This window comes from Pseudomonas sp. R28(2017), assembly GCF_002112505.1.
Lineage (GTDB): Bacteria > Pseudomonadota > Gammaproteobacteria > Pseudomonadales > Pseudomonadaceae > Aquipseudomonas.
In genome coordinates this window covers 436,783-458,675 of record NZ_NEHW01000002.1, presented here as the reverse complement: position 1 = coordinate 458,675, position 21,893 = coordinate 436,783, and the positions used below count along the sequence as shown (strand labels likewise).

Below are 21,893 nucleotides of genomic sequence, written 5' to 3'. Positions count from 1 at the left end.
TTCGGGCCTCTTCGCGGGCAAGTCGGGGCGCCGAACCGCCGCGAAGAGGCCGGTACAGGTTTACATCACCGGCTGCTACGCAACATCTCCACCGGCACATACTTGCCGATCTCGTACTTGCCGATCGCCGCCCGGTGCACCTCATCCGGCCCGTCTGCCAGGCGCAGGGTGCGTTGCATGGCATACATGTAGGCCAACGGGAAATCACCACTCACCCCTGCCCCACCGTGCATCTGGATCGCCCGGTCGATCACCTTCAACGCCACATTAGGCGCCACCACCTTGATCTGCGCAATTTCGCTGCGCGCGACCTTGTTACCGACGGTGTCCATCATGTAGGCCGCCTTCAGCGTCAGCAGCCGCGCCATGTCGATTTCCATGCGCGAGTCGGCGATCTTGTCGACGTTGCCACCCAGGCGCGCCAATGGCCGACCGAAGGCGGTGCGCTCGACCGAGCGCTTGCACATCAGCTCCAGCGCGCGCTCGGCCATGCCGATCGAGCGCATGCAATGGTGGATACGGCCTGGGCCGAGGCGGCCCTGGGCAATCTCGAAACCACGCCCTTCCCCGAGGACCACGTTTTCATAGGGCACCCGCACGTTCTCGAACAGCACTTCGGCATGGCCATGGGGCGCGTCGTCATAGCCGAACACCGGCAACGGGCGAACGATCTTCACCCCCGGGGCATCGGTCGGCACCAGCACCATCGAGTGCTGCTGATGGCGCGCCCCGTCGGGGTTGGACAGGCCCATGAAGATCATCACCTTGCAGCGCGGGTCGCAGGCACCGGAGGTCCACCACTTGCGGCCATTGATCACCCACTCGTCACCATCACGTACCGCGGTGGCGGCCATGTTGGTTGCGTCCGAGGACGCCACGTCCGGTTCGGTCATGGCAAATGCCGAGCGGATCTCGCCGCGCAGCAGTGGTTCCAGCCACTGGCGCTTTTGTGCCTCGCTGCCATAGCGCACCAGCACTTCCATGTTGCCGGTGTCCGGCGCCGAGCAGTTGAACGGCTCCGGGCCAAGCAGCGAACGGCCCATGATCTCGGCCAGCGGTGCGTATTCAAGGTTGCTCAGGCCGGCGCCATACTCCGACTCAGGCAGAAACAGGTTCCACAACCCTTCGGCGCGGGCCTTGGCCTTGAGCTCTTCCATGATCGCGGTGGGCTGCCAGCGGTCGCCCTCGGCAACCTGGCGCTCGAACACCGGTTCGGCGGGATAGACGTAGGCGTCCATAAACGCGCTGACGCGTTCACGCAGTGCCTGGACCTTGGGCGAATAGGCGAAATCCATCGGGGTTACCTTCACGGTTCGAAGTACATGGGCAGAGCCTAGAGCAGCCGGCCTCGATCTACCTAGTCTATTTTCCGCGTGTATAAACATTCATAACCGATATATGATCGGCCGATAATTCCAACAAAGAGCGGCGCCATGAACCTCAGCAAGGTCGACCTCAACCTGTTCATCGTCTTCGACGCGATCTACACCGAAGCCAACCTGACTCGCGCCGGGCAGATCGTCGGTATCACCCAGCCGGCGGTGTCCAATGCCCTGTCACGGCTGCGCGAAACCTTCAACGACCCGCTGTTTGTACGTACCGCCCAGGGCATGGTGCCCACGCCCATGGCCCAGAACATCATCGGCCCGGTGCGCAACGCACTGGCGCTGCTGCGCACCTCGGTGCAGGAAAGCCGCATCTTCAACCCGCAGCAGGCCAACAAGACCTTCCGCATCAGCATGACCGACCTCACCGAGGCGGTGATCCTGCCGCCGCTGTTCCAGCGCCTGCGGCGCCTGGCCCCGGCGGTGCTGATCGAAAGCTTCCTGTGCAAGCGCCGCGAAACCACCAAGGAACTGGCCGCCGGGCGCCTGGACTTCGCCGTCGACGCGCCGCTGAACACCGACCCGCAGGTGCGTCACGTCAAACTGATGCAGGACCGTTATGTTTGCGCCCTGCGCCAGGGCCACCCACTGGCGGATGCCAAGCTGACCCTCGACAACTACCTGGGCATGACCCACATCCATATCTCCAGCCGCCGCAACGGCCTGGGTTACGTCGACCTGGCACTGGGCAAGATGGGCGTGCAGCGCAAGGTCGCACTGCGCTCTCAGCATTACCTGATGGCTTCACAGGTATTGCAGCAGACCGACATGGCCATGACCGTGCCCGAGCGCTTCGCCCGCCGTCACCAGCTGCGTTTCCAGCCGCTGCCGGTGGAGGTGCCGCCGCTGGAAACACACCTGTACTGGCACGAAAGCACCGACCAGGACCCGGCCAACCGCTGGATGCGCGAGCAGATCATCGAATTGTGCGAGCGTGTGGTGGCTGAAGCAGAGCGTGCGATGGAGCCTGCCTGAGCCCTCGTGAAACCCTGTGGGTTCGATGTGAACCCACAGGGTAAAAAATCTATTCCGCTACGACCTATCGTTAGAGAAAAATATTCTCTCGTTCCGGCCACTTTGCAGCATAAAGAGCAAATTCATATCCACTTCAGCGCGTACGCTTGATGCAACGATTGCCGACTCCACGGCAACATTGCACGGACCCGCACCATGCCTAGCGCCCCGCTTTATTTCGACTACGCCGCAACCACTCCGGTCGATGACCGGGTCATCGAAACCATGCTCACCTGCCTCGGTCGCCAGGTGACCTTCGGCAACCCCGCGTCCAGTGGACACGCTTATGGGCAGGCCGCACGCGAAGTGGTCGAGCAGGCTCGCCGGCAAGTGGCCGAGCGGGTCGGCGCGCGAGCCGACGACATCGTCTGGACATCCGGCGCCACCGAGTCCAACAACCTCGCGCTGAAGGGCATCGCCCAGGGCATGGCCCAGCCGGGCCACCTGATCACCAGCCAGCTCGAGCACAAGGCCGTGCTCGACTCGGTCAACGAACTGGAGCGCCAGGGCTGGGCCGTCACCCGTCTGGCGCCGGACGCCAGCGGCCTGATCCAGCCCTACGCCGTGCAGGCGGCCCTGCGCGTCGACACCCGCCTGGTGTCGCTGATGGCCGTGAACAACGAACTGGGTACCGTCACCGACTTCGCGGCCATCGGCGAACGGGTTCGCGCCCATGGCGCCCTGCTGCATGTGGATGCGGCCCAGGCGGTCGGCAAGCTGGCCATCGACCTGCAGGCGATGGCGGTGGACCTGATGTCGTTTTCGGCGCACAAGGTGTATGGGCCGAAAGGCATCGGCGCGCTGTATGTCGGGCCCCGTGCCCGTGAGCTGATGCGTGCGCAGATCCACGGTGGCGGGCATGAGCAAGGGCTGCGCTCGGGTACCTTGCCGACGCATCAGATCGTTGGCATGGGCAGCGCCTTCGCCTTGGCCGGTGAGCCGGGTGACCGCGAGCATCAGCGTATCGAGCAATTGGCCGAACGCTTGCGTGAAGGGTTGCTGGCGTTGCCCGGCGTCAGCCTCAATGGCTGCGCCAGGCAGCGCATTCCTCACACCTTGAACCTGTGCATCGAGGCCAGCGGTTTCAACAGCATGACCTTGGCCAGTGAACTGGCGCTGTCGACTACTTCGGCATGCAACTCGGCGAGTAACGCGGCTTCGCATGTGCTGTTGGCGCTGGGGATGGACGAGGCGCGGGCACGCAGCAGCGTTCGGGTGAGTATCGGGCGGTTTACCAGCGAGGCCGAGGTGGACACGGCGATTGCGGTGTTCGGGCGGGCTTTGGCGGCGGCTTCTGCGGCATTGTGGTAGGGGGCTTGAGGCGAGCACGCCGACCCCCACCGCCCCTCAGAGGAAGGTAAACACCGTCGAAGCCGGCAAACGCGACTTGTTCAGCCCGGCATTGAAGTCCGCATCGCTGCGATAGCCCAGGCTCAACACCACCACGCTGCTGTAGCCCTGCTCACGCAAGCCCAGTTCGGCATCCAGTACCTTGCTGTCGAAGCCTTCGATCGGCGTGGCATCCAGCCCGTGGGCTGCGGCACCGAGCAGTGCGGTCCCCAAGGCCAGGTAGGTCTGTTTCTCCATCCAGTGCTGCAGGTCCTTCTGGTCGAAGCGGTGCAGGTCCACGTAACCGCGACGGCTCTGGTTCTGCCCTGCCCGCGCCTGCTCGTCGCGGAAGCGGCCATCGGCCTGTTCCTGGTCGAGTACCGCATTCAGGTGCGCCTCGGTCATGTCGGTGCGGGTGCAGAACACGATCACATGCGAGGCGTCGAGAATCTTCGGCGAGTTGTAGGCAAAGCGACCGTCGGTGGCTTTGGCCAGGCGGGCCTTGCCTTCGGCGCTGTCGGCGACGATGAAATGCCAGGGCTGCGAGTTGACCGAAGACGGGCTGTGGCGCAGCTGCTCGAGCAACGCATCGACCGTGGCCTGAGGGATCTTGCGGGCGGCATCGTAGGCCTTGGTGGTATAGCGGCGCTTGGCCAGGGAGACGGTATCCATGCTGCAACTCCAGTGAACGAAAGGGGATTTGTCGCGCATCTTATCTTTCCTGCTGATAAGAAAAACCGGCAGAATGCAGCAACACTTTCACCCCTGGAGTGAAAATGCTTCGTCTTACCGACCTGGAGCTGTTCGTGCGCAGCAGCGTACTCGGCAGCTTCACCGCCGCCGCCCATGAAGCCGACCTGCTGCCCGGGCAAGTGGCTGCCGCGATCAAGCGCCTGGAACGCGACCTCGACGTGCGCCTGTTCGCCCGCACCACCCGCAGCTTGCGCCTGACCGCCGAGGGCGAGCTGTACCTGCCCACTGCCCAGCGTGTGCTGGACACCCTGCGCCAGGGCCACGAGCAGCTTCACGGCAGCCACAGCACCCTGCGCGGCGTGTTGCAGGTCTCGGCGCCATCGGACATTGGCCGCAACCTGCTGCTGCCTTGGCTCAGCGCGTTTCGCCGCGAGCACCCGGCCCTGAACCTGCGTTTCTTCCTCTCCGACCAGATGGCCGATTTCAGCCGCGACCCGGTGGACATCGCCATCCGCTATGGCCTGAACCAGGACGCCAACTACATCGCCCTCCCCCTGGCCCCCTGGAACCGCCGCGTGGTGGTGGCATCGCCCGGCTACCTGGCCCGCCACGGCCGCCCCCGCACGCCCGAAGAACTGCAGCAACATGACTGCCTGCTGTACCTGCAACACAACCGCGTGTACGACAAATGGCAGCTTGGCAACCGCACCGTACAGGTACGCGGGCCACTGGTCAGCGACGATGCCGACGTGGTGCGGCGCTGGGCGCTGGAAGGCGAAGGCATCGTCTACAAGTCGTGGCTGGACGTCAGCGCCAACATCGCCGCCGGCGAGCTGGAAGTCCTGCTGCCGGACCACCAGGGCGAAGCCACGCCGGTGACGCTGGTGTGCCCGCACCGCAAGCAGCTGTCGCCTGCGGTGACACAATTGCACCTGTGGTTGCGCGAGCGCTTTGCCGCGCTGCAGCCTGCACAATTGTTCTAAACCCGCTGGCGCATCTGCGGTAAGGTGAACTGCCCTACCCGTCAGCAGTGCAGCGCCATGAGCAACTGGATCGACCTCAAGCAAGACGCCGACACCGGCATCGAGTCGGTCCGCGCGCATTTTGTCGGCCATGCCTACGACCCGCACTGGCACGACAGCTTCCTGGTTGGCTTCACCGAGCAGGGCGTGCAGCAGTTCGATTGCCGCAAGGTGCGCCACAACAGCACGCCGGGGCACGTGTTCCTGCTCGAGCCTGGCGATATCCACAACGGCCAGGCGCCCACCGCCGAAGGCTTTACCTACTCGACGTTGTACCTGCAGCCACATTGGCTGGAGGCCGAACTGCGCACGTTGTTCGAACAGGCACCGAGCGACAGCCTGCCGAGCATCGCCGAGCCCTTGTGCCATGACCCGCGCCTGGTCGGCGCCGTCGCCCGGGCCTTCCAGGCCGTGCATGGCCCGGAGTTGCGCATCGTGCGGCAAACCGCCACCGATGACCTGCTCAGCTGCCTGACCCGCCACCTGCACTGGCGCAAGCGCCTGAACCCCGACCCACGCCTGCCGCTGACCGCGCAGCGGGCACGTGACTACCTGCACGCCCACCTGGACCAGGACATCGGCCTGGAGCAGCTGGCACAGGCCTGTGGGGTCGACCGCTTCCGCCTGACCCGGGCCTTCAAGGCCGCCTTCGGCCTGGCGCCCCACGCTTACCTGATCCAGCTGCGTCTGACCCGCGCCCGGCGCCTGCTCGCCCAAGGCCAGACGCCCGCCGAGGTGGCCATGGTGCTGGGCTTTGCCGACCAGAGCCATCTGGGGCGCTGGTTCCGGCGCGCTTACCAGCTGACCCCGGCCGACTACCGCCGCCGCTGCTCAAACCTTCCAGACTGACGCGGGGTCAGCTGCGAGCATGGGGCTCTGATCAATCGGAGCCGTTTACCATGTCGCAATCGTTGTTGCCGTTCATCCTCTTCGCCCTGGTCGCCAGCATCAGCCCGGGGCCGACCAACCTGCTGATGCTTGCCCATGGAGCCCGTGAAGGCATGCGCGCCAGCCTGGTGCCGATACTCGCGGCCTGCGGTGCGGCGGCGGCGGTCGTGCTGCTGGTGGGAATGGGCCTGGGTGAACTGCTGATGCGCCACCCGCTGGCTCAACGTGCGATGAGCTGGGCAGGTGTGCTCTGGCTGAGCTGGCTGGCCTTGCGCATGTTGCGCAGCGCGGGTGAACCGCTGGATACCTCATCGGGGAGCAGTTTCGGGCCATTGAGCGCGGCGTCATTGCAGGTGGTGAACCCGAAGGTATGGATGATGGCGGTGGCGGTGATCGGGGTGTTTGCCGCGCCGTCGTTGCCAGTGTGGCAACTGGCGCTGGTGTTCCTGCTGATTGCGCTGCCGTGCATGGCGGCGTGGGCCGCGCTTGGAGTGGGCAGCGCGCGCTGGTTGCAGGCGCCGGGGCGTTTGCTGTGGTTCAACCGGGGGTTGGCCGGGTTGCTGCTGGTGTCGGCCTGGGCTGCAGTGCTGAGCTGAAACTGATCCAGCCTCTCATAGAACAATACATAACTCTTTGATTTAGATGGGGTCTTGTGGGAGCGGGCGGGCCCGCGAACACCGGCGAAGCCGGTGCCATGCACCGCGTCGCATGCTTCGCGGGCACGCCCGCTCCCACAGGGTAAAGCGGCGCATGCTGAGGCTTTGTTCTCTGCGCGACAGCGCAGCCCAAAGGGCTGGGTGATCTCCCACAGGTAATGTACCGCTCTTGAAGTTGGTGCAATCCCTGTGGGAGCGGGCGCTGCCCGCGAAGGGGCCGTTGCAGGTAAATCAGTGGCCAAGCGCCTCGCGAAAACGCCGGGTACTGGCCACGGCCAGCAGCAAACCGACCACTGCCACGCTGCCTCCCACCCAGCCGATATCGGCCACGCCCATCTGGCTACTGACGATACTGCCCAGCAAAGCGCCGCCACCGATGCCGATGTTGTAGATGCCGGAGAACAGCGCCATGGCCACGTCGGTGGCATCGGACGCCAGCTTGAGGGTCTTGGACTGCAGCGACAGGCTGAAACTGAGGATCGCCACGCCCCAGAACATGCTCAGCGCCGCGAACACATAAAAGTTAGCGGACAGCGGCAGCAGCAACAGCAGGCAAGCCGCCAACACGCCGATCGAGCCCACCAGGAAGCCATGCGGGAAGCGGTCGCTGTAACGGCTGAACAGCACCGAGCCAAACACCCCAGCGCCACCGAACAACAGCAGCAACAGCGTGGTACGTTCGCCACCGATCTGCGCGACGTGCAGGGCAAAGGGCTCGATGTAGCTGTAGGCGGTGAATTGCGCGGTGATCACCAGGGTCACCAGCAGGTAGGTGATCACCAGTGCCGGGCGCTTGAACAGGATCGGCAGGCTGCGCAGCGAGCCGGAGTTCTGGCTAGGCAGCAACGGCAGCGACTTCATCAGGCACAGCATGGTCACCAGCGCTACGCCGGCAATGCTGAGGAAGGTGATGCGCCAGCCCAGCGCTTCGCCCACCACGCGCCCCAGTGGAATACCCAGCACCATCGCCAGGGTCGTGCCCGTTGCCAGCAACCCCAGCGCCTTGGCCTGCTGGCCCGGCGGTGCCACGCGCACGGCCAGCGACGCGGTGATGGCCCAGAACACGGCATGGGCCAGGGCGATGCCGATGCGGCTGACCAGCAGCATGGCAAAGCTCTGCGACAACCACGACAGCAGGTGGCTGAGGATGAACACCAGGAACACGAACAGCAGCAGGCGCCGGCGTTCGATGTTGCGGGTAAGCAGCATCATCGGCAGCGAAGCCAGCGCCACCACCCAGGCATAGATGGTCAGCATCAGGCCGACCTGCGCGGTGGTCATGTCGAAGCTGCTGCCGATGTCGCTGAGCAACGCCACCGGGACGAACTCGGTGGTATTGAAGATGAAGGCCGCCAAGGCCAGGGCGATCACGCTCAGCCAGCTGCCGCCACCCGTGCTCGGGGGCAGGTTGTTGGGGATGGGTCCGTTCATGGGTGGGAATCTGTTCTCCGCAGGCATGGCGAAAGGACGCGCGTCAGGGGCCAAGTATCGGCCGCGCTGAGGCACGGGTTTGTTATTGGAAGGATTGCCCGCATGGTACGCGTCACGCCGTGGCCTCACAACCATGGCGGCGGCGCGCACCAGTATGCCCTGCGAAAAAGACCGGTATGTGCCGCGTCAGCCCTGCAGGGTGGCCATGTCGATCACGAAGCGGTACTTCACATCGCCGGCGATCATGCGCTCATAGGCCTGGTTGATGTTGCGGATGTCGAGCATCTCGATGTCGCAACGGATGTCATGCGCGGCACAGAAGTCCAGCACCTCCTGGGTTTCGGCGATGCCGCCGATCAGCGAACCGGCCAGCACCCGACGCTTGAGCACCAGGTTGGCCGCATGCACGGCCGGGTCGATCGGCTCGATCAGGCCGACCAGGATGTGCACGCCGTCGAACTTCAGGGTTTCCAGGTAGGGGTTGAGGTCGTGCTGCACCGGGATGGTGTCGAGCAGGAAGTCGAAACGGCCGGCGGCGGCACGCATCTGCTCGTCATCGGTGGACACGATGACATGGTCGGCGCCCTGGCGGCGGGCTTCCTCGGCCTTGGCCGGGGAGCGGGTGAACAGGGTCACTTCGGCGCCGAGGGCCTTGGCCAGCTTGATGCCCATGTGGCCCAGACCACCCATGCCGAGGATGCCGACCCTGTGACCGGGGCCGACGCCATGGTGCTTGAGCGGCGAATAGGTGGTGATGCCCGCGCAGAGGATCGGCGCCGCGCTGGGCAGGTCCATGCCGGCCGGAATCCGCACCACGAAGTGCTCGCTGACCACGATGCTGCTGGAATAGCCGCCCATGGTGTTGCTGCCATCGACCCGGTCCGGGGTGGCGTAGGTCATGGTCGGGCCTTCCAGGCAGTATTGCTCCAGGTCCTTGGCGCAGGCTTCGCAGTGGCGGCAGGAGTCAACCATGCAGCCGACGCCGACCAGGTCGCCGACCTTGTGCGATGTGACCTTGTCGCCCACGGCGGTGACCCGGCCGATGATCTCGTGGCCAGGCATCAGTGGGTACACGGCGATGCCCCACTCGTTACGCGCCTGGTGGATGTCGGAGTGGCACACGCCGCAGTAGAGGATCTCGATGGCAACGTCGTCCGGGCGCGGTGCACGGCGCTCGAAGGTCATGGGCGCCAAGGGGCTGGTGGGGGTTTGGGCGGCGTATCCGATGGCGGTGTACATGGGGGACCTCACAGGGAAGTGAAACGATTCAGGCCGCGCATTCTGCTCGCCAACGCCCTCCCCGCCCACGGCTGATCCTCCGGCATCCATGCCTGATCCTCCGGACCTCATCTCGAGCATCTGGCGCTGGCCGGCCAATCTGCGATGATGACACTGTCTGATTCTCTGCCCTGGTTCATCATGCAACTGACCCGCCACGTCGACGCCAACGCCCCGCTGTGTTCAATGATCCGCAGCCTGGCCACCCGCCCAGGCTTCGTGCCCACGCACCTGCCCCAGGTGCAGGTACTGAGCTGGGACCACTACGTGGCCAGCAGCCCGCAGATCTACGAGCCGAGCCTGATGATCCTGGCCCAGGGCAGCAAACTGGCGCGCCTGGGGCCGCGTACCCTGGAGTACGGTGCCGGGCATTACCTGGTGCAGGCGCTGTCGGTGCCGTTCATGTGCGAGACCTTCGCCACCACCGACGAGCCGCTGCTGGGCGTGGCGGTGGACATCGACCGCGGTGTGCTGGGCGAACTGGTGCAGAGCATGGACCTGGCACCCGACCCCGCAGTGCAAGCGCAGACGCCACAGTCGATGACTTCGGCGGCGCTCGATGCGCCGATGCGTGAATCCGTGGAGCGCCTGTTGCACTGCCTGCAGGACCCGCTGGACGCCAAGGTGCTGGGCCCGGCGCGCATTCGCGAAGTGTTGTACACCGCACTGCGTGGCCCCCAGGCCGGGGTACTGCGGGCGCTGGTGGAGCAGCAGGGGCACTTCGCCCGCATCGGTGCGGCGCTGACGCACTTGCGCGAGCATTACACCGAACCGCTGAGTGTCGAGGCGCTGGCCGCCTGCGCCAACATGAGCGTGTCGACATTCCATGAGCACTTCAAACGCTGCACCGACATGGCGCCGATGCAGTACCTCAAGCGCCTGCGCCTGCTCAAGGCGCAGCAGATGCTGATCGGCGAAGGGCTGGGTGTGGCGCAGACGGCGCACCGAGTGGGGTATCAGAGCACCTCGCAGTTCAGCCGCGAGTACAAGCGCCAGTTTGCCCGCAGCCCGGGGGATGAACTGCCCTACCAGAGCCTGCCTGTCTGATACAGGATTCTTACCGCCCAGTAGATCGACATCAAGGGAATGGCCATACAGATCTGCCCCGGGAAGCCAAGAACGCGGCGCAGCCCCAGGGGCTGATCTGCATGGCTGTCCGTGGCTCAGGCCGCCGTAGCCTGCTGCTGTACCCGCACGCTCAGCATGCCTGACAGCGAAACCAGCCACAGCACCAGGAACACACCGGCGATAGCGAGATTTGACGTTAGCGGCAAGGTGCTGACGATGCCTGAGGCTAGTGAGCCGAATATCAACATCAAGCAGCCTTGCAAGCTTGCCGCAACACCTGCTCGATCAGGGAACAGGGACATGGAACGGGCCATGGCATTGGAGAAAATGAAACCCTGACCGAACGCAACCAACATGATGCCACTCAGGATACTCGCCAGGCTCAGCCCACTCGGCCTGGCAGCGATCATTGCTACCCCTAGCAAGAACAGCGACATGCCCGTCCACATCAAGACCTGCGGATTGACGCGCCGGATCAACGCCCGGTTCAGCAACGTACCGACCAGGTAGCAGCTACCCACGGCGAGCGCCGTCGTACCGAAGTATTGTGCGCTATGCCCCAACCGCTCCTGGACAACATACGGCCCGAACACGTTCCACAACAGGAACGCCGAGAAACTGGAGCCAAGCACGGTCACCGAGGAAAGAAAGCGGCTGTCAGCCAAGATGCAGCGGTAGCCAGCGATGGTCTGCAAGGGGCTGCGCCGCCCGGCGCGTGGCAACGACTCCTTGAGCCCCGCCAGCACAAAGGCCAGCACGATCACCGCGTACACTGCATACAGGACGAAATTGTAGCGCCACCCCAGATGCACCTCGATCATGCCTCCCACATAGGGTGCGATGACGGGCCCCAGGCCGAAAGCCAGGCTGAGGTAAATGATTGCCACATAGAAACGCGGCCCTTTGACGATGTCCACCAGCAAGGCACGCGCAACCACCTGGCAAGCGCCGATAGCGAAGCCTTGCAGTGCACGGGCCAGCAGCAGCATTTCTATGGAAGTGGCCACCGTGGCAAGCACGCTGCCGGCAAGAAACACCAGTAGCCCCAAATGCACCGCAGGCCTGCGCCCACGGGCATCGGCCATGACGCCGAAGAACAGCTGGCCGATCGCATAGAACAATAGCGTGATGGTAATGGTGTTCTGCATCAGCGCAGGGCTGGCCGACAACTCCCGGCCGATGGAGGGAATGCTGGGCGCATACAGGTCGATGGCGATGCCGCCCACACTGTTGATCAGAGGGGCCAGAAAGACGATGAAATTCTCGTAACGCTTGGTCACGGTCATGCTTACCTCCAGCGCGCCGGGCAAGGTGATGCCCAGCGCGTGTCATGGTCAGGCCGATGCCTGGCGGGTGAAATGTGGCTGGGCGAGGCCAAGTTCAGGTGCAGGTGCGCGGGTCCAGATGCTGGGTGGTGACAGGCGAGACACCACAACCCGTGGCCGTTGCTCGTAATAGGTACCCCAGTTGATGGCAGGCTCCTTGACTCGCCCTCTGTCCGCACTCCCCAGGTCGTCGAGGTTGTCGACAATTGGCAACAGCAGCTGGCGCACCTGTTCGGTCGCGGTCAGCACAACCAGGCCAAAGTTGCGCAGCGCCAACATGCTGATCACATTATTGAGCAGGTACTTGCCTGCCCCGCTGCCGCTTCGGAATGACGCAAAGGCACCGACTTCGGCGATGCGCCCGCGGTCCACGCCATAACGTTCATCCAGGCCTTCATCCAGGTAGTATTCGCTGAACAGCTTGCCGGAGTCGCCATAGCTGATACCGGCGCAGGCATAGCCCGGGGCCCCTCCGTTGGCATCTGTCAGGCAGACGAACAGATCGGGCTGCGGCTCTGGAGTGGCGTCATAGTGCTTCAGGTAATGCGCACGCACCGCCTCTTGCAGGCACCGGTAGCCGGGCCGCCCCTTGTAGAAATTACGCACGATGTACATGGGGTTCCCTCCTCCTCAGGCGTACATCTGATCAATGAAGCGAGCTTCGATTTCAGCACGTCGCGGGCGCCCGGTAACGGTGTAGAACTGCTCGCGGAACAGGGCGATATCTTCGATCACGCGAATCTGCCGAACCCTGGCAAAATCAGCGAGGCGATGCTCCAGACGCGCCATTTCGTCACGTACACACTCAGTGCCAGCGGTGCTGAGCACGATGGCGCAGGGCTCGTCCTTGCCCTCGCCCATGACGATCATGTCGTCCACCAGCGGGCTTTCCTTGTACACGTTCTCCACCCACTCGGGCGAAATGTTGCGTGCCGTGGAGAGGATGATCACGTGCTTCTTGCGCCCGGTGATGTAGAGGAAGCCGTCGCGGAACTCGGCGATATCACCGGTATGCAAATAGCCATCGGACAGATCGCAAGCAGTATCGTCAGCGTTGTAATACCCCGCGCACAGGGTTGGCGTGCGGACCAGCAGCTCGCCATCGACCAGCTTGGGCTCGATTCCGTCGAGGAGCTTGCCGGCAGAGCCGATTCGCCGCTCGACGGGCGAGTTCAGCGAAATGATCGACGAGTTCTCGCTCAGACCATAGGCCTCGAACACCTGCACACCACGGGCCTCCAGTGCCTCCAGGACGATGACCGGGATCTTCGCGCCACCGGTGATGATATGCGGGCGCTGCGAACCGAACAGTTGCTGCACCGAGCAGTGCTCAAGCAGCATGTTGGCCTCCTCCAGCAACTTGGGTGGCAAGTACAGGAAGTTCGGCTGGTTGGGGGCAATGAGTTCCAGGTACTGCGCAGCGTTGCCACTCGCCGCGCCGTATTCGGGCACGCCCTCGGGCATCAGGGACAGGGTGCCCCCCGACAGAATCGGGATGAACACGCCGAGCACCTGTTCGATCAACAAGCTCATGGGTACGATGGAGAAGTAGTGCAACGGTTGCTGTGGCAAGCGCTTCATCACGTTGTCCACCAACAGGCCGACCGCTTCGTCGCGAATCATCACCCCCTTGGGTTTCGAGGTGGTACCTGAGGTATGGATGATCGATACGATGCCGTCCGGCATCAATTCGTCTTCGTTGCGCCACTCATCGCCGATAGCCTGGGTCATCAGTTGGCCTGGAATGAAGCAGGGCTTGTCCGGCAGAATGCCGTGCAGGCGGCTAGCGGTTTTCTCATCGCTGACCAGTACCGCTGCTGCCTTGCCCAGCAGGCTGCCGATCTGATCATCGGAAAACTCGATTGGCACGGGCAACAGTACTGCACCGATTTTTTGAATCGCCAGTAACGTGTAGACCCATTCGTAACAAGAGCGCATGGCGATACCGAATACCTTGCGTTCGCAGCGGCCCACACGGCCCTCAAGCGCATTCGCCAGGCGCACTACATCACGCCGCAATTCGTGCAAGGTATATTCACGCCCGCCCATTTCACGGATGACGACGCGGTCGGGCGTTCCTGCCAGGTAATCCTGCATTTTCTTGCTGATCATTGGCCGGTACCTCCGATGCGATAGCTCTGGGCGCCGAAAATGCGACGCGAAGTATCGTCCAGCCGGCGGCGGCCGTGCATGACGCGCGTGTTGTCGATGACAATGATGTCGCCCTTCTGCCAGAAATGGCTGTAGGTATTGCGCTCCGTTACCTCCTTGATTTCATCCCATATTTCAAGCGAGATATCCTCCCCATCCGCCCACGTTATACGTGGCGGTTCGTAATTGACACTGGGGCCAAGCATCGAATTGCAGAACGCTTTGCGGCCGCTGAAGCAACTGGTTTCCACGGCTGAAATAATCAGTTCCGAGGCAATGAGATGTTGGTCGATGCGCCGATAAGTTTGCCCGGCGACCTGCTCATTGACTTGCTGCAGATGCGCGTCCGTTATCGCCTCCAACGGCAATTGCAGTTCAATGCTCAGGAAGCGTTTTACGTTTTGCCACGGAATACGCCGGCTGTATCGAATCTCGCGCTGCTCAAATAACTTTCGGGTTTTCGCCGACAAGTCGAACAGCACACGTTGGCCATCGCAGAGCGTAGTTTGCGATCCGACAGACGCCGCTTCCAGGCAATAGAACCACTGCAAGTCAGGATTGAACGGCAGGTTTCCGTTTTCGCGGTGCAGGCCCATTTCATGCACGCCCGCCTCGATTTCCGCAGTATTCGACGTGGCCGCCTTGCGTGCAGGGTCGAAGGTGACGCGCGCGGAGTGTGCACTGACGAATTCATTGAAGTCAGTAAGACTATCTGCAAAGTCACGGTAAATGACCGCACCGCTATGGACCAGGTCTTCGTACAGTGCTGCACCGCTGATCGAATCACAAACGCGCCTGTCACGATCGACAGCAACTACACATTCGAAACCGTAGCAAGGCGTCGGCTGCCCGTAATAAGGAAGTACCAGGGGTTGCACGTGCGCCAGCATGACTCATTCCTCCGTGAAGTGTGGGTTCAGGTAGAAACGTCCGCTACCCGATGACCACACAGTAAGTGAAATGAGTACGTGGCTGGTTTTAAGAAATCGAAAGGCGTTGTAAAAAATTAAAAGTCCGTTTCATCAATCCGTCCGCAACGCCTCGGCGACTTGCTCGATCAACGCGCGCAAGCTGGAAAGATCTTTGCTGTCGCTGCGATCGCGCGCCCAGATCATGTCCAAGGTGAAGCTGGGAAACCCAAGCGGCGGCTGGCAGACTTTCACTTGCGCGGGGATCCGCAACAGCGGTAACAACCGCGCAGGCAACGCAACGGTGGCAGGCACCGCGGCGACGATGTTCACGCAGGCCTGGTAGCCGTTGGCGCGCACCAGCACATTGCGCGAGCGCCCCACTTTGTCCAACCAGCTGTCGACCATGTTCTTTTCCGAGATCCATGGCGTGGGGAATACATGGGGCGAGGCACAAAACTCATCCAGGCTCATTGCACCGTCGTTCACCAGCGCGTCCAGGCTGGTCAGGCATACGAAATCATCGTTGATCACCGCCTGCCATTGCAGTTCGGGGTGCATCTGGTGATAGCCCGGTCCAAAGCCGATGGCGATATCAATTTCACCCGAAATCAGCCGGTCCACCGGGAGGTCACGGCTCAGGCGATCCAAATGCAGCGACGTGTTGCCATGGGTGCGAGACAGCACCGCCAGGGCCTGAGGCAGGAATGACAGTTCAAAATATTCCGGGGCACAAAGCCTCCAGATTTTACGCACGGCCTGCAGCGACACCGTGCTGTCGTCTTCTGCGCAGCGGTTGACGGACTCGACCACCACCCGCAGATAGGGAGCGATCTTCTCAGCCTTGGTGGTCGGCTGAAGCACACCCTGCGAAGAAGAAAACAACGTATCGTCAAAGCACCCGCGCAGGCGCTTGAGGCAATAACTGACCGTGGGCTGGCTGACACTCATCAGCTCGGCAGTGCGCTTGGCGCTACGCAGCTCCAGCAAGTTGAGAAACACCACGATGTCCTGCAGGTCCAATTGCTTGAGGTAGTTGCTGTGAAGCATGGAAATTCCTCCTGAATATTCCAGTTCATGGAGTGGGAGCCCCCTCGCCAGGCAGATGCGCGAGCAACTGCTTCAGCAGTTGTGCAAAAACTGCCCGCTGCTGTGCATCCAAAGGGGCCAACACCAACTCTTGAATTTCGGTATGTGTAAGGACGGCCCTTTCGATCAATGCCCTCCCCCCGGCAGTCAGTGCAACCTGATAACTGCGCTTGTCGTGGCTGTCGGCAATACGCTCGACCATCCCGGCGCTTTCCAGCCGAGCCAGCCGGTTGGTCATGGCTCCCGAAGTGATGAGCAACGAACGATACAGTTCAGTTGGCGTCAAGCGGTACGGCGCCCCTGCTCGACGCAGCGTTGCCAGCACATCGAACTCACCTTCCTTGAATCCGTACTGTGCCAGCGCTTCGGCACGCATGCGTTCCAGGTGTTTCTGAATGCGCACCATACGCCCGAATACCTCCATGGATGTGACATCCACCGAGGGCATCGCCTGTGCCCATTGTGCCACCACGAAATCCACATGGTCATTCATCGCTTCCCTCGATCGTGCAAATTATCAACGTTAACCCGTACACATTCCTGAACCTCGACGCCTTTAAACTATCTTAACGTTAAGCTATCTTGACGGGCATGTGGCTGAAGGATCAGGAGATACACATGGCATTTTTCACACACGGACAGCATCGACATTACTATTACGACGCAGGCGCCGGCAGCCCGGTTTTGCTATTGCATGGCCTCGGTAACAGCGGGCGGGCCTGGATACCTCAGGTCAACGCGCTGCTTGGCCTCGGCCATCGCGTCATCGTATCCGACCTGCTGGGCCACGGCGCGTCCAGTGAAGCGCCCGAAGGTATCACAGCCCATACCCAGGCACTGGAAATGCTGGCACTGCTCGATCACTTGGGGCTCGACAGCACACACCTGATCGGCCTGTCCCTGGGCGGGATGGTGGCACTCGAAATGGCCTGTCATGCTCCGCAAGCGGTGCAGAAGCTGGTCGTCGCCGGTACGTTCGTCAACATGAACACTTCACATCGGCAGGGGATGCTCGATGACTGGGCCGCAGGCCTGCGGCAGACGGATGGATGCCTGAAGCGATTCAAGTCAACCTGGCCGGCGTTGGTCGGTGCAGATTTCGCAGACTCTGCCCGCGGCCAGCGGCTCTATCAGGCCTGGCACGCCCAAGCCGCTCAATTGTCCGCGCAAGACCAGATCCGCTGGTGCAATGGCATGAAGCACTTCGACGTCAGCAACCAGTTGCCGCTTATCCAGGCCGCGACCCTGGTGCTCGCAGCCGAAGGAGACTCCATCAGCCCACGCTCGGAAGCCGAGGAAATCAGCCTGCGTATCGCTCACGCCCGACAGATAACCCTGGCGGGCGACGGCCATGTGTTCAACATCCCCCACGCCCATGCCTTCAACCTGGCAATAGGTGCCTTCCTGCAGGAGCAACCTCACGATGCGTAATCTGCCAAACAAAGCGTGCGTCGGCTTGTTGGCCGTACTGATCGGATTGAACCTGCGCCCCATCATGGCCGCCATCGGCCCATTGCTGGGAACACTGCAACATGAACTGGGCCTGAGCAACGCAGAAGGCGGCCTGCTGACGACCCTGCCGGTCATGATGATGGGCCTGTTTGCGCTCTCCGGCCCATGGCTGCTGCGCCTTGTCGGTGAAGTCAAAGGCGTGGCGCTGGGTATCTCGCTGATTGCCATGAGTTGCGCCGCGAGGGCCTATGTGACGTCGAGTTCGGCACTGATCGCCACAGCGGCTCTGGGAGGTGTCGGCATTGCAGTGATCCAGGCATTGATGCCCGCGTTCATCAAGCGCAGTCACCCCGATAGCGGGGGTATGCTGATGGGGTTGTTCACCACCGGCATCATGGGCGGCGCAGCGCTGGCCGCCGCCTTTGCGGCCCCTGGCGCCGCCCTGATGGGTTGGCAACTGACCTTGGGGGTGGCGGCTTTGCCGGCATTGCTCGGGTTGCTCGCCTGGTTGTTCGCCGTCGGTCGCCACCCCGTTAGCCGCAGCGATGCCCGCTTGCCATACAGAAACGGGCGAGCCTGGTTGCTGCTATTGTTCTTCGGTCTTGGCACCGGGGCCTATACGCTGGTGCTAGCCTGGCTTGCGCCGTTCTATGTCGAATTGGGCTGGACTGCCGCCGATGCCGGTTACCTGTTGGCAGCCCTTACCCTGACGGAAGTCATCGCCGGCCTGCTGGTTTCAGCATTCATTCAACGCTACCCCGACCGCAGGCAGCCGCTGACGATGGTGATAATCCTGCTACTGGTGGGCTTGGCATGCTTGATGATCGCGCCGCTGCAGCTCGCGATAGTGGCCACGTTGTGCCTGGGGCTGGGCATCGGTGCACTTTTCCCGCTTTCGCTCATCGTCACCCTCGATCACGCCGACTCGCCAGCGCAAGCCGGTGCACTCCTGGCATTCGTACAAGGTGGTGGCTACCTGATTGCCGCCAGCGTACCGCTGATGGCCGGTGTAGTGCGCGACCACCTCAGTTCCTTGCACTGGGCTTGGGGAATAATGGTCATTGGCACGTTGCTGCTACTGGGGCTGTCCGCCCTGCTGCGCCCAACATCCAGGCATTCGCCAGAATGCGCCCCGCAGAGCATGAACCGGTAACTGCCAGTGGCCTCCTACTGTAGTTTCGGCGCCAGTAGTGCCGTGGCAGTCAGTCTGCCAAAGGCCACTGCGCCAGCGGCCAGTAACGGCCTTTGCGCGATTCGTACAGAGTGAAGTGCCTGGCGCTGAAATGGAAATCAGGCGCCTCGGCCGCCTCCGGGGCCTGGCCGCGAAAGTCCCGTGACAAGGTCAGGTGCGGGCGGTATTCACGGGCCTGCGCTTCGAACCCCATCGGCAGCAACGCCTGCTGCAGGCCATAGACCAACTGGCGCAAGGCGGCGGGCGTTTCCTGCGGTTCCAGCACCAGCACATTGGCGCGCTGCCAGGTTTTCAGCTGATCCAGCAGCAAACGCAACGGCGCGCCCGGCCGCGCCAGGTTGTCCACCGCCGCGCAGATTGCCGGCACCTGGGCCGCATCCACATCACCCAGAAACAGCAAGGTGAGGTGGAAGTTTTCGCTGGGCACCGGCTTGCCGCTGCGCAGGCCCAGACTTCGCCGCCACTGGCTTATCGCACGGCGTTGGGCATCGCTGACGGGCAAGGCGAAGAACAACCTTTTGAAGGGGGTGCCACTGGGGCGAATGTCCTGAACCATGTGAACTCCATCACGTGAAACGTTTGCGCACACCATAGGCCATTACACCAAAGTCATCCGGAATTGGCGTAACAATATGTACAAACTACCCCCATGATTGTTTATGCTGGCGAGCTTATGCCATGGCGCATGGCCATTTTTCGACAAGTAACCGTCCATGAAAATTGCACTCGTACTGATCTTCGTCCTCTCGATCGCCTATGTTCACCTGCGCGGTCGGGTGCGCCACAAGCTGACCCGTCAGCTGGGCGACCACTCAAGTTTCCTGGCACCGGTCAACAGCTTCCTGTACCTGTTCTCCAAGCACCCGGCCAAGCCCTACCTGCCGGTCGAGGCGTTCCCCGAGCTGCAGCCGCTCAAGGACCACTGGCAGGAGATCCGCGCCGAAGCCCAGCAGCTGCTGCACGTGGGCGAGATCAAGAAGTCCGACAATTATGACGACGTCGGTTTCAATTCGTTCTTCAAGACCGGCTGGAAGCGCTTCTACCTGAAGTGGTACGGCGAAAGCCACCCGTCGGCGATGACCCTGTGCCCACGCACCACCGAATTGCTGCAAGGCATCGGCACGGTCAAGGCGGCGATGTTCGCCACCCTGCCACCGGGGGCCAAGCTGGTCCGTCACCGTGACCCGTACGCCGGTTCCTACCGTTTCCACCTCGGCCTGGACACACCGAACGATGACGGTTGCTACATCGACGTTGACGGTGAGAAATACTCCTGGCGCGATGGCGAGGGCGTGGTCTTCGACGAGACCTACATCCACTATGCAGCCAACACCACCGAGCACAACCGCATCATCCTGTTCTGCGACATCGAGCGCCCGCTGAAGTACCGCTGGGCCACCGCGTTCAATCGCTGGTTCAGCCGCAACGTCATGGCCGCCGCCGCCGCACCCAACGACGCCGGCGACAAGACCGGCGGCATCAACCGCCTGTTCACCCGCATCTACAAGATCCGCGAGCGTGGCAAGGCGCTGAAAAAACGCAACCGCATGCGCTACTACCTGGAGAAGTGGCTGGTGGTCGCGGCCCTGGTGCTGGTGTTCGTCTACATCTGATATGCCCTTCGCGCCTGTCACCGGCAACCGGCGACAGGCGCAAATTCGACTAGCCTGAAAGCTCCTCCCGCAACCTCCCCAAGGTGAAGACGATGAGCATGATGGACTGGGACGCCTACCGTAAGCAGTTGATGGCCGGCATCGGCGACCTCAAGCAATTGTCCCCCGACACCGTGGCCGGCTACATGACCGCCAGCGGCGCGGGTGCCAAGACCAACCACCTGGACGCCAAGACCCGCGAACTGATCTCCCTGGCCGTGGCCGTCACCACCCGCTGCGACGGCTGCATCGCCGTGCACTCGCAACAAGCCGTCAAGCACGGCGCCACCCGCGAGGAGATCGCCGAGGCCCTGGGCGTGGCCGTGGCGATGAATGCCGGGGCCGCGCTGGTCTACTCGGCCCGCGCCATGGATGCGGTGGGCAAGGCCAACGGCTGAAGGCAAACGGCGTCGCCGCCCTTGCGCGACGGCGCCGCGCCACCCAGACTTGGCGGCCTAGCCATTGCAGGAACCGCCATGATCCACATTCGCCCCATGACGCCCGACGATTTCGAGCGTTTCTGGCCGACCTTCCAGGCCATCGTCCAGGCCCGCGAGACCTACGCCTTCGACCCCGCACTGAACGTCGAGCAGGCACGCCAGCTGTGGCTGCAACTGCCGCTGCACACGCTGGTGGCCGAAGCAGATGGCGAACTGCTCGGTTCCTACTACCTCAAGGCCAACGCCGCCGGCCCGGGCGCCCATGTCGGCAACTGCGGCTACATGGTCTGCGAGGCTGCCCGTGGCCGTGGTGTGGCCCGGCTGATGTGCGAGCACTCGCAGAAGCTGGCGCGCCAGGAGGGCTTCCTGGCGTTGCAGTTCAATTCGGTGGTGGCGAGCAACGAAGTAGCGGTGGCACTGTGGACCAAGTTGGGCTTCGAGACCGTTGGCCGCCTGCCCAAAGCCTATCGCCACGCCCGCCTGGGCCTGGTCGACTGCCTGGTGATGTACAAGTGGCTGGCCGATGAGCCGGTGGTGGAGAAGCCACCGCTGCTGATCGGGCGCAAGAACATCGAGGCACGGGTGTCGCGCCGCCGCGGGCGCTGATACCGGCATTTGACGCGCCGGCCATTCGATGGTCAGATGCGCGCCAGTTTCAGGTGTCCTGCGCCGCCGTGCGCAGGGTGAAACGGGAAGCCGGTGCGTCGTGGTCCACGACAAGTCCGGCGCTGCCCCCGCAACGGTAAGCGAGCGATGCCTTCGACACACCACTGTGCGCCAGCATGGGAAGGTGAAGGCCTCACGACCCTCGCAAGCCCGGAGACCGGCCTGAAGCTTCACTTGGCAACCCGCGGTGGGCGGGCGCAGGCCGGTCTCCGCGTGCGCCTGCGTACGGGGTGTGCCTTTGCGTGTTTTCCACC

Annotated in this window: 22 protein-coding genes and 1 riboswitch; of the genes, 11 read left to right on the top strand and 11 right to left on the bottom strand. The window is 62.9% G+C overall.

The features are described 5' to 3' along the window. Positions 1–65: 65 nt before the first annotated feature. The gene (locus tag CAF78_RS04855; protein ID WP_085674182.1) at positions 66–1,295 is read right to left on the bottom strand and encodes an acyl-CoA dehydrogenase; all 1,230 of its coding nucleotides are present in this window, start codon (positions 1,293–1,295) and stop codon (positions 66–68) included. 138 nt (positions 1,296–1,433) lie between these two features. Between CAF78_RS04855 and CAF78_RS04850 the strand changes: the two genes are divergently transcribed. Then, complete coding sequence (locus CAF78_RS04850) at positions 1,434–2,360, top strand: LysR family transcriptional regulator (protein WP_085674184.1); 927 nt, start codon at positions 1,434–1,436, stop codon at positions 2,358–2,360. A gap of 195 nt (positions 2,361–2,555) precedes the next feature. After that, positions 2,556–3,710, top strand: a complete 1,155-nt coding sequence (locus CAF78_RS04845) for a cysteine desulfurase family protein (protein WP_085674186.1) — start codon at positions 2,556–2,558, stop codon at positions 3,708–3,710. Positions 3,711–3,746: 36 nt separating this feature from the next. Here CAF78_RS04845 and nfsB read toward each other — a convergent pair whose 3' ends face one another. Then, the gene (gene nfsB / locus CAF78_RS04840; RefSeq protein ID WP_085674188.1) at positions 3,747–4,400 is read right to left on the bottom strand and encodes an oxygen-insensitive NAD(P)H nitroreductase; all 654 of its coding nucleotides are present in this window, start codon (positions 4,398–4,400) and stop codon (positions 3,747–3,749) included. Positions 4,401–4,504: 104 nt separating this feature from the next. On the opposite strand from nfsB, the gene CAF78_RS04835 reads away from it, so the two are divergent. The 3 genes from CAF78_RS04835 to CAF78_RS04825 are packed head-to-tail and all read left to right on the top strand — an operon-like array spanning position 4,505 to position 6,927. Continuing rightward, positions 4,505–5,404, top strand: coding sequence for a LysR family transcriptional regulator (locus CAF78_RS04835; protein ID WP_085674190.1), 900 nt, complete (start codon positions 4,505–4,507; stop codon positions 5,402–5,404). Between the two features lie 57 nt (positions 5,405–5,461). Further along, positions 5,462–6,292, top strand: coding sequence for an AraC family transcriptional regulator (locus CAF78_RS04830; RefSeq protein ID WP_085674192.1), 831 nt, complete (start codon positions 5,462–5,464; stop codon positions 6,290–6,292). A 50-nt stretch (positions 6,293–6,342) separates the two neighbouring features. After that, on the top strand, positions 6,343–6,927 hold the full coding sequence (locus CAF78_RS04825; RefSeq protein ID WP_085674194.1) for a LysE family translocator: 585 nt from the start codon (positions 6,343–6,345) through the stop codon (positions 6,925–6,927). Positions 6,928–7,218: 291 nt separating this feature from the next. Here CAF78_RS04825 and CAF78_RS04820 read toward each other — a convergent pair whose 3' ends face one another. Both CAF78_RS04820 and calA read right to left on the bottom strand, forming a co-directional pair. Continuing rightward, positions 7,219–8,418, bottom strand: coding sequence for a sugar transporter (locus CAF78_RS04820; protein WP_085674196.1), 1,200 nt, complete (start codon positions 8,416–8,418; stop codon positions 7,219–7,221). Between the two features lie 186 nt (positions 8,419–8,604). After that, complete coding sequence (calA, locus tag CAF78_RS04815; protein ID WP_085674198.1) at positions 8,605–9,657, bottom strand: vanillin reductase; 1,053 nt, start codon at positions 9,655–9,657, stop codon at positions 8,605–8,607. A 180-nt stretch (positions 9,658–9,837) separates the two neighbouring features. On the opposite strand from calA, the gene CAF78_RS04810 reads away from it, so the two are divergent. Further along, the gene (locus CAF78_RS04810; RefSeq protein ID WP_085674920.1) at positions 9,838–10,743 is read left to right on the top strand and encodes an AraC family transcriptional regulator; all 906 of its coding nucleotides are present in this window, start codon (positions 9,838–9,840) and stop codon (positions 10,741–10,743) included. A 116-nt stretch (positions 10,744–10,859) separates the two neighbouring features. Here the strand turns inward: CAF78_RS04810 and CAF78_RS04805 are convergent, their stop codons facing one another. From CAF78_RS04805 to CAF78_RS04780, 6 genes are all read right to left on the bottom strand, one after another. Next, a complete protein-coding gene (locus tag CAF78_RS04805; RefSeq protein WP_085674200.1) occupies positions 10,860–12,050 on the bottom strand; it encodes a multidrug effflux MFS transporter in 1,191 nt (396 codons plus the stop codon). A gap of 48 nt (positions 12,051–12,098) precedes the next feature. Continuing rightward, a complete protein-coding gene (locus CAF78_RS04800; protein ID WP_085674202.1) occupies positions 12,099–12,704 on the bottom strand; it encodes a thermostable hemolysin in 606 nt (201 codons plus the stop codon). Between the two features lie 15 nt (positions 12,705–12,719). Continuing rightward, positions 12,720–14,201 (bottom strand): AMP-binding protein, encoded by a 1,482-nt coding sequence (locus CAF78_RS04795; RefSeq protein ID WP_085674204.1) that lies wholly within the window; start codon positions 14,199–14,201, stop codon positions 12,720–12,722. Then, positions 14,198–15,130 carry a TauD/TfdA family dioxygenase gene (locus tag CAF78_RS04790; RefSeq protein ID WP_085674206.1) on the bottom strand — a complete coding sequence of 311 codons (933 nt, stop codon included), beginning with the start codon at positions 15,128–15,130 and terminating at the stop codon, positions 14,198–14,200. Before CAF78_RS04790 ends, CAF78_RS04795 begins: the two co-directional genes overlap by 4 nt. Before the next feature lie 132 nt (positions 15,131–15,262). Then, a complete protein-coding gene (locus CAF78_RS04785) occupies positions 15,263–16,198 on the bottom strand; it encodes a LysR family transcriptional regulator (protein WP_085674208.1) in 936 nt (311 codons plus the stop codon). Between the two features lie 25 nt (positions 16,199–16,223). Continuing rightward, positions 16,224–16,730 (bottom strand): MarR family winged helix-turn-helix transcriptional regulator, encoded by a 507-nt coding sequence (locus CAF78_RS04780; RefSeq protein ID WP_085674210.1) that lies wholly within the window; start codon positions 16,728–16,730, stop codon positions 16,224–16,226. 125 nt (positions 16,731–16,855) lie between these two features. Here CAF78_RS04780 and CAF78_RS04775 point away from each other — a divergent pair, with 125 nt between their 5' ends. Then, the gene (locus CAF78_RS04775; protein ID WP_085674212.1) at positions 16,856–17,668 is read left to right on the top strand and encodes an alpha/beta fold hydrolase; all 813 of its coding nucleotides are present in this window, start codon (positions 16,856–16,858) and stop codon (positions 17,666–17,668) included. After that, the gene (locus CAF78_RS04770; protein ID WP_085674214.1) at positions 17,661–18,842 is read left to right on the top strand and encodes an MFS transporter; all 1,182 of its coding nucleotides are present in this window, start codon (positions 17,661–17,663) and stop codon (positions 18,840–18,842) included. The genes CAF78_RS04775 and CAF78_RS04770 overlap by 8 nt, the downstream gene beginning before the upstream one ends. Before the next feature lie 49 nt (positions 18,843–18,891). On the opposite strand, the gene thpR is transcribed toward CAF78_RS04770, so the two are convergent. Continuing rightward, entirely contained in the window at positions 18,892–19,437 is a 546-nt protein-coding gene (thpR, locus tag CAF78_RS04765; RefSeq protein WP_085674216.1) for an RNA 2',3'-cyclic phosphodiesterase, read from the bottom strand. A gap of 157 nt (positions 19,438–19,594) precedes the next feature. Between thpR and lpxO the strand changes: the two genes are divergently transcribed. The 3 genes from lpxO to CAF78_RS04750 all read left to right on the top strand — a co-directional run bounded on the left by lpxO (position 19,595) and on the right by CAF78_RS04750 (position 21,579). Further along, on the top strand, positions 19,595–20,494 hold the full coding sequence (gene lpxO / locus CAF78_RS04760; protein WP_085674219.1) for a lipid A hydroxylase LpxO: 900 nt from the start codon (positions 19,595–19,597) through the stop codon (positions 20,492–20,494). Between the two features lie 92 nt (positions 20,495–20,586). Continuing rightward, a complete protein-coding gene (locus CAF78_RS04755; RefSeq protein WP_027919898.1) occupies positions 20,587–20,931 on the top strand; it encodes a carboxymuconolactone decarboxylase family protein in 345 nt (114 codons plus the stop codon). A gap of 78 nt (positions 20,932–21,009) precedes the next feature. Then, on the top strand, positions 21,010–21,579 hold the full coding sequence (locus CAF78_RS04750) for a GNAT family N-acetyltransferase (protein ID WP_085674221.1): 570 nt from the start codon (positions 21,010–21,012) through the stop codon (positions 21,577–21,579). Positions 21,580–21,613: 34 nt separating this feature from the next. Further along, a riboswitch (cobalamin riboswitch) is annotated at positions 21,614–21,820 on the top strand. Positions 21,821–21,893 lie beyond the last annotated feature (73 nt).

Bases quoted from the DNA above. Each gene is read 5' to 3' on its own strand.
- CAF78_RS04855 (WP_085674182.1), bottom strand. From the start codon at position 1,295: ATGGATTTCGCCTATTCGCCCAAGGTCCAGGCACTGCGTGAACGCGTC.
- CAF78_RS04850 (WP_085674184.1), top strand. From the start codon at position 1,434: ATGAACCTCAGCAAGGTCGACCTCAACCTGTTCATCGTCTTCGACGCG.
- CAF78_RS04845 (WP_085674186.1), top strand. From the start codon at position 2,556: ATGCCTAGCGCCCCGCTTTATTTCGACTACGCCGCAACCACTCCGGTC.
- nfsB (WP_085674188.1), bottom strand. From the start codon at position 4,400: ATGGATACCGTCTCCCTGGCCAAGCGCCGCTATACCACCAAGGCCTAC.
- CAF78_RS04835 (WP_085674190.1), top strand. From the start codon at position 4,505: ATGCTTCGTCTTACCGACCTGGAGCTGTTCGTGCGCAGCAGCGTACTC.
- CAF78_RS04830 (WP_085674192.1), top strand. From the start codon at position 5,462: ATGAGCAACTGGATCGACCTCAAGCAAGACGCCGACACCGGCATCGAG.
- CAF78_RS04825 (WP_085674194.1), top strand. From the start codon at position 6,343: ATGTCGCAATCGTTGTTGCCGTTCATCCTCTTCGCCCTGGTCGCCAGC.
- CAF78_RS04820 (WP_085674196.1), bottom strand. From the start codon at position 8,418: ATGAACGGACCCATCCCCAACAACCTGCCCCCGAGCACGGGTGGCGGC.
- calA (WP_085674198.1), bottom strand. From the start codon at position 9,657: ATGTACACCGCCATCGGATACGCCGCCCAAACCCCCACCAGCCCCTTG.
- CAF78_RS04810 (WP_085674920.1), top strand. From the start codon at position 9,838: ATGCAACTGACCCGCCACGTCGACGCCAACGCCCCGCTGTGTTCAATG.
- CAF78_RS04805 (WP_085674200.1), bottom strand. From the start codon at position 12,050: ATGACCGTGACCAAGCGTTACGAGAATTTCATCGTCTTTCTGGCCCCT.
- CAF78_RS04800 (WP_085674202.1), bottom strand. From the start codon at position 12,704: ATGTACATCGTGCGTAATTTCTACAAGGGGCGGCCCGGCTACCGGTGC.
- CAF78_RS04795 (WP_085674204.1), bottom strand. From the start codon at position 14,201: ATGATCAGCAAGAAAATGCAGGATTACCTGGCAGGAACGCCCGACCGC.
- CAF78_RS04790 (WP_085674206.1), bottom strand. From the start codon at position 15,130: ATGCTGGCGCACGTGCAACCCCTGGTACTTCCTTATTACGGGCAGCCG.
- CAF78_RS04785 (WP_085674208.1), bottom strand. From the start codon at position 16,198: ATGCTTCACAGCAACTACCTCAAGCAATTGGACCTGCAGGACATCGTG.
- CAF78_RS04780 (WP_085674210.1), bottom strand. From the start codon at position 16,730: ATGAATGACCATGTGGATTTCGTGGTGGCACAATGGGCACAGGCGATG.
- CAF78_RS04775 (WP_085674212.1), top strand. From the start codon at position 16,856: ATGGCATTTTTCACACACGGACAGCATCGACATTACTATTACGACGCA.
- CAF78_RS04770 (WP_085674214.1), top strand. From the start codon at position 17,661: ATGCGTAATCTGCCAAACAAAGCGTGCGTCGGCTTGTTGGCCGTACTG.
- thpR (WP_085674216.1), bottom strand. From the start codon at position 19,437: ATGGTTCAGGACATTCGCCCCAGTGGCACCCCCTTCAAAAGGTTGTTC.
- lpxO (WP_085674219.1), top strand. From the start codon at position 19,595: ATGAAAATTGCACTCGTACTGATCTTCGTCCTCTCGATCGCCTATGTT.
- CAF78_RS04755 (WP_027919898.1), top strand. From the start codon at position 20,587: ATGAGCATGATGGACTGGGACGCCTACCGTAAGCAGTTGATGGCCGGC.
- CAF78_RS04750 (WP_085674221.1), top strand. From the start codon at position 21,010: ATGATCCACATTCGCCCCATGACGCCCGACGATTTCGAGCGTTTCTGG.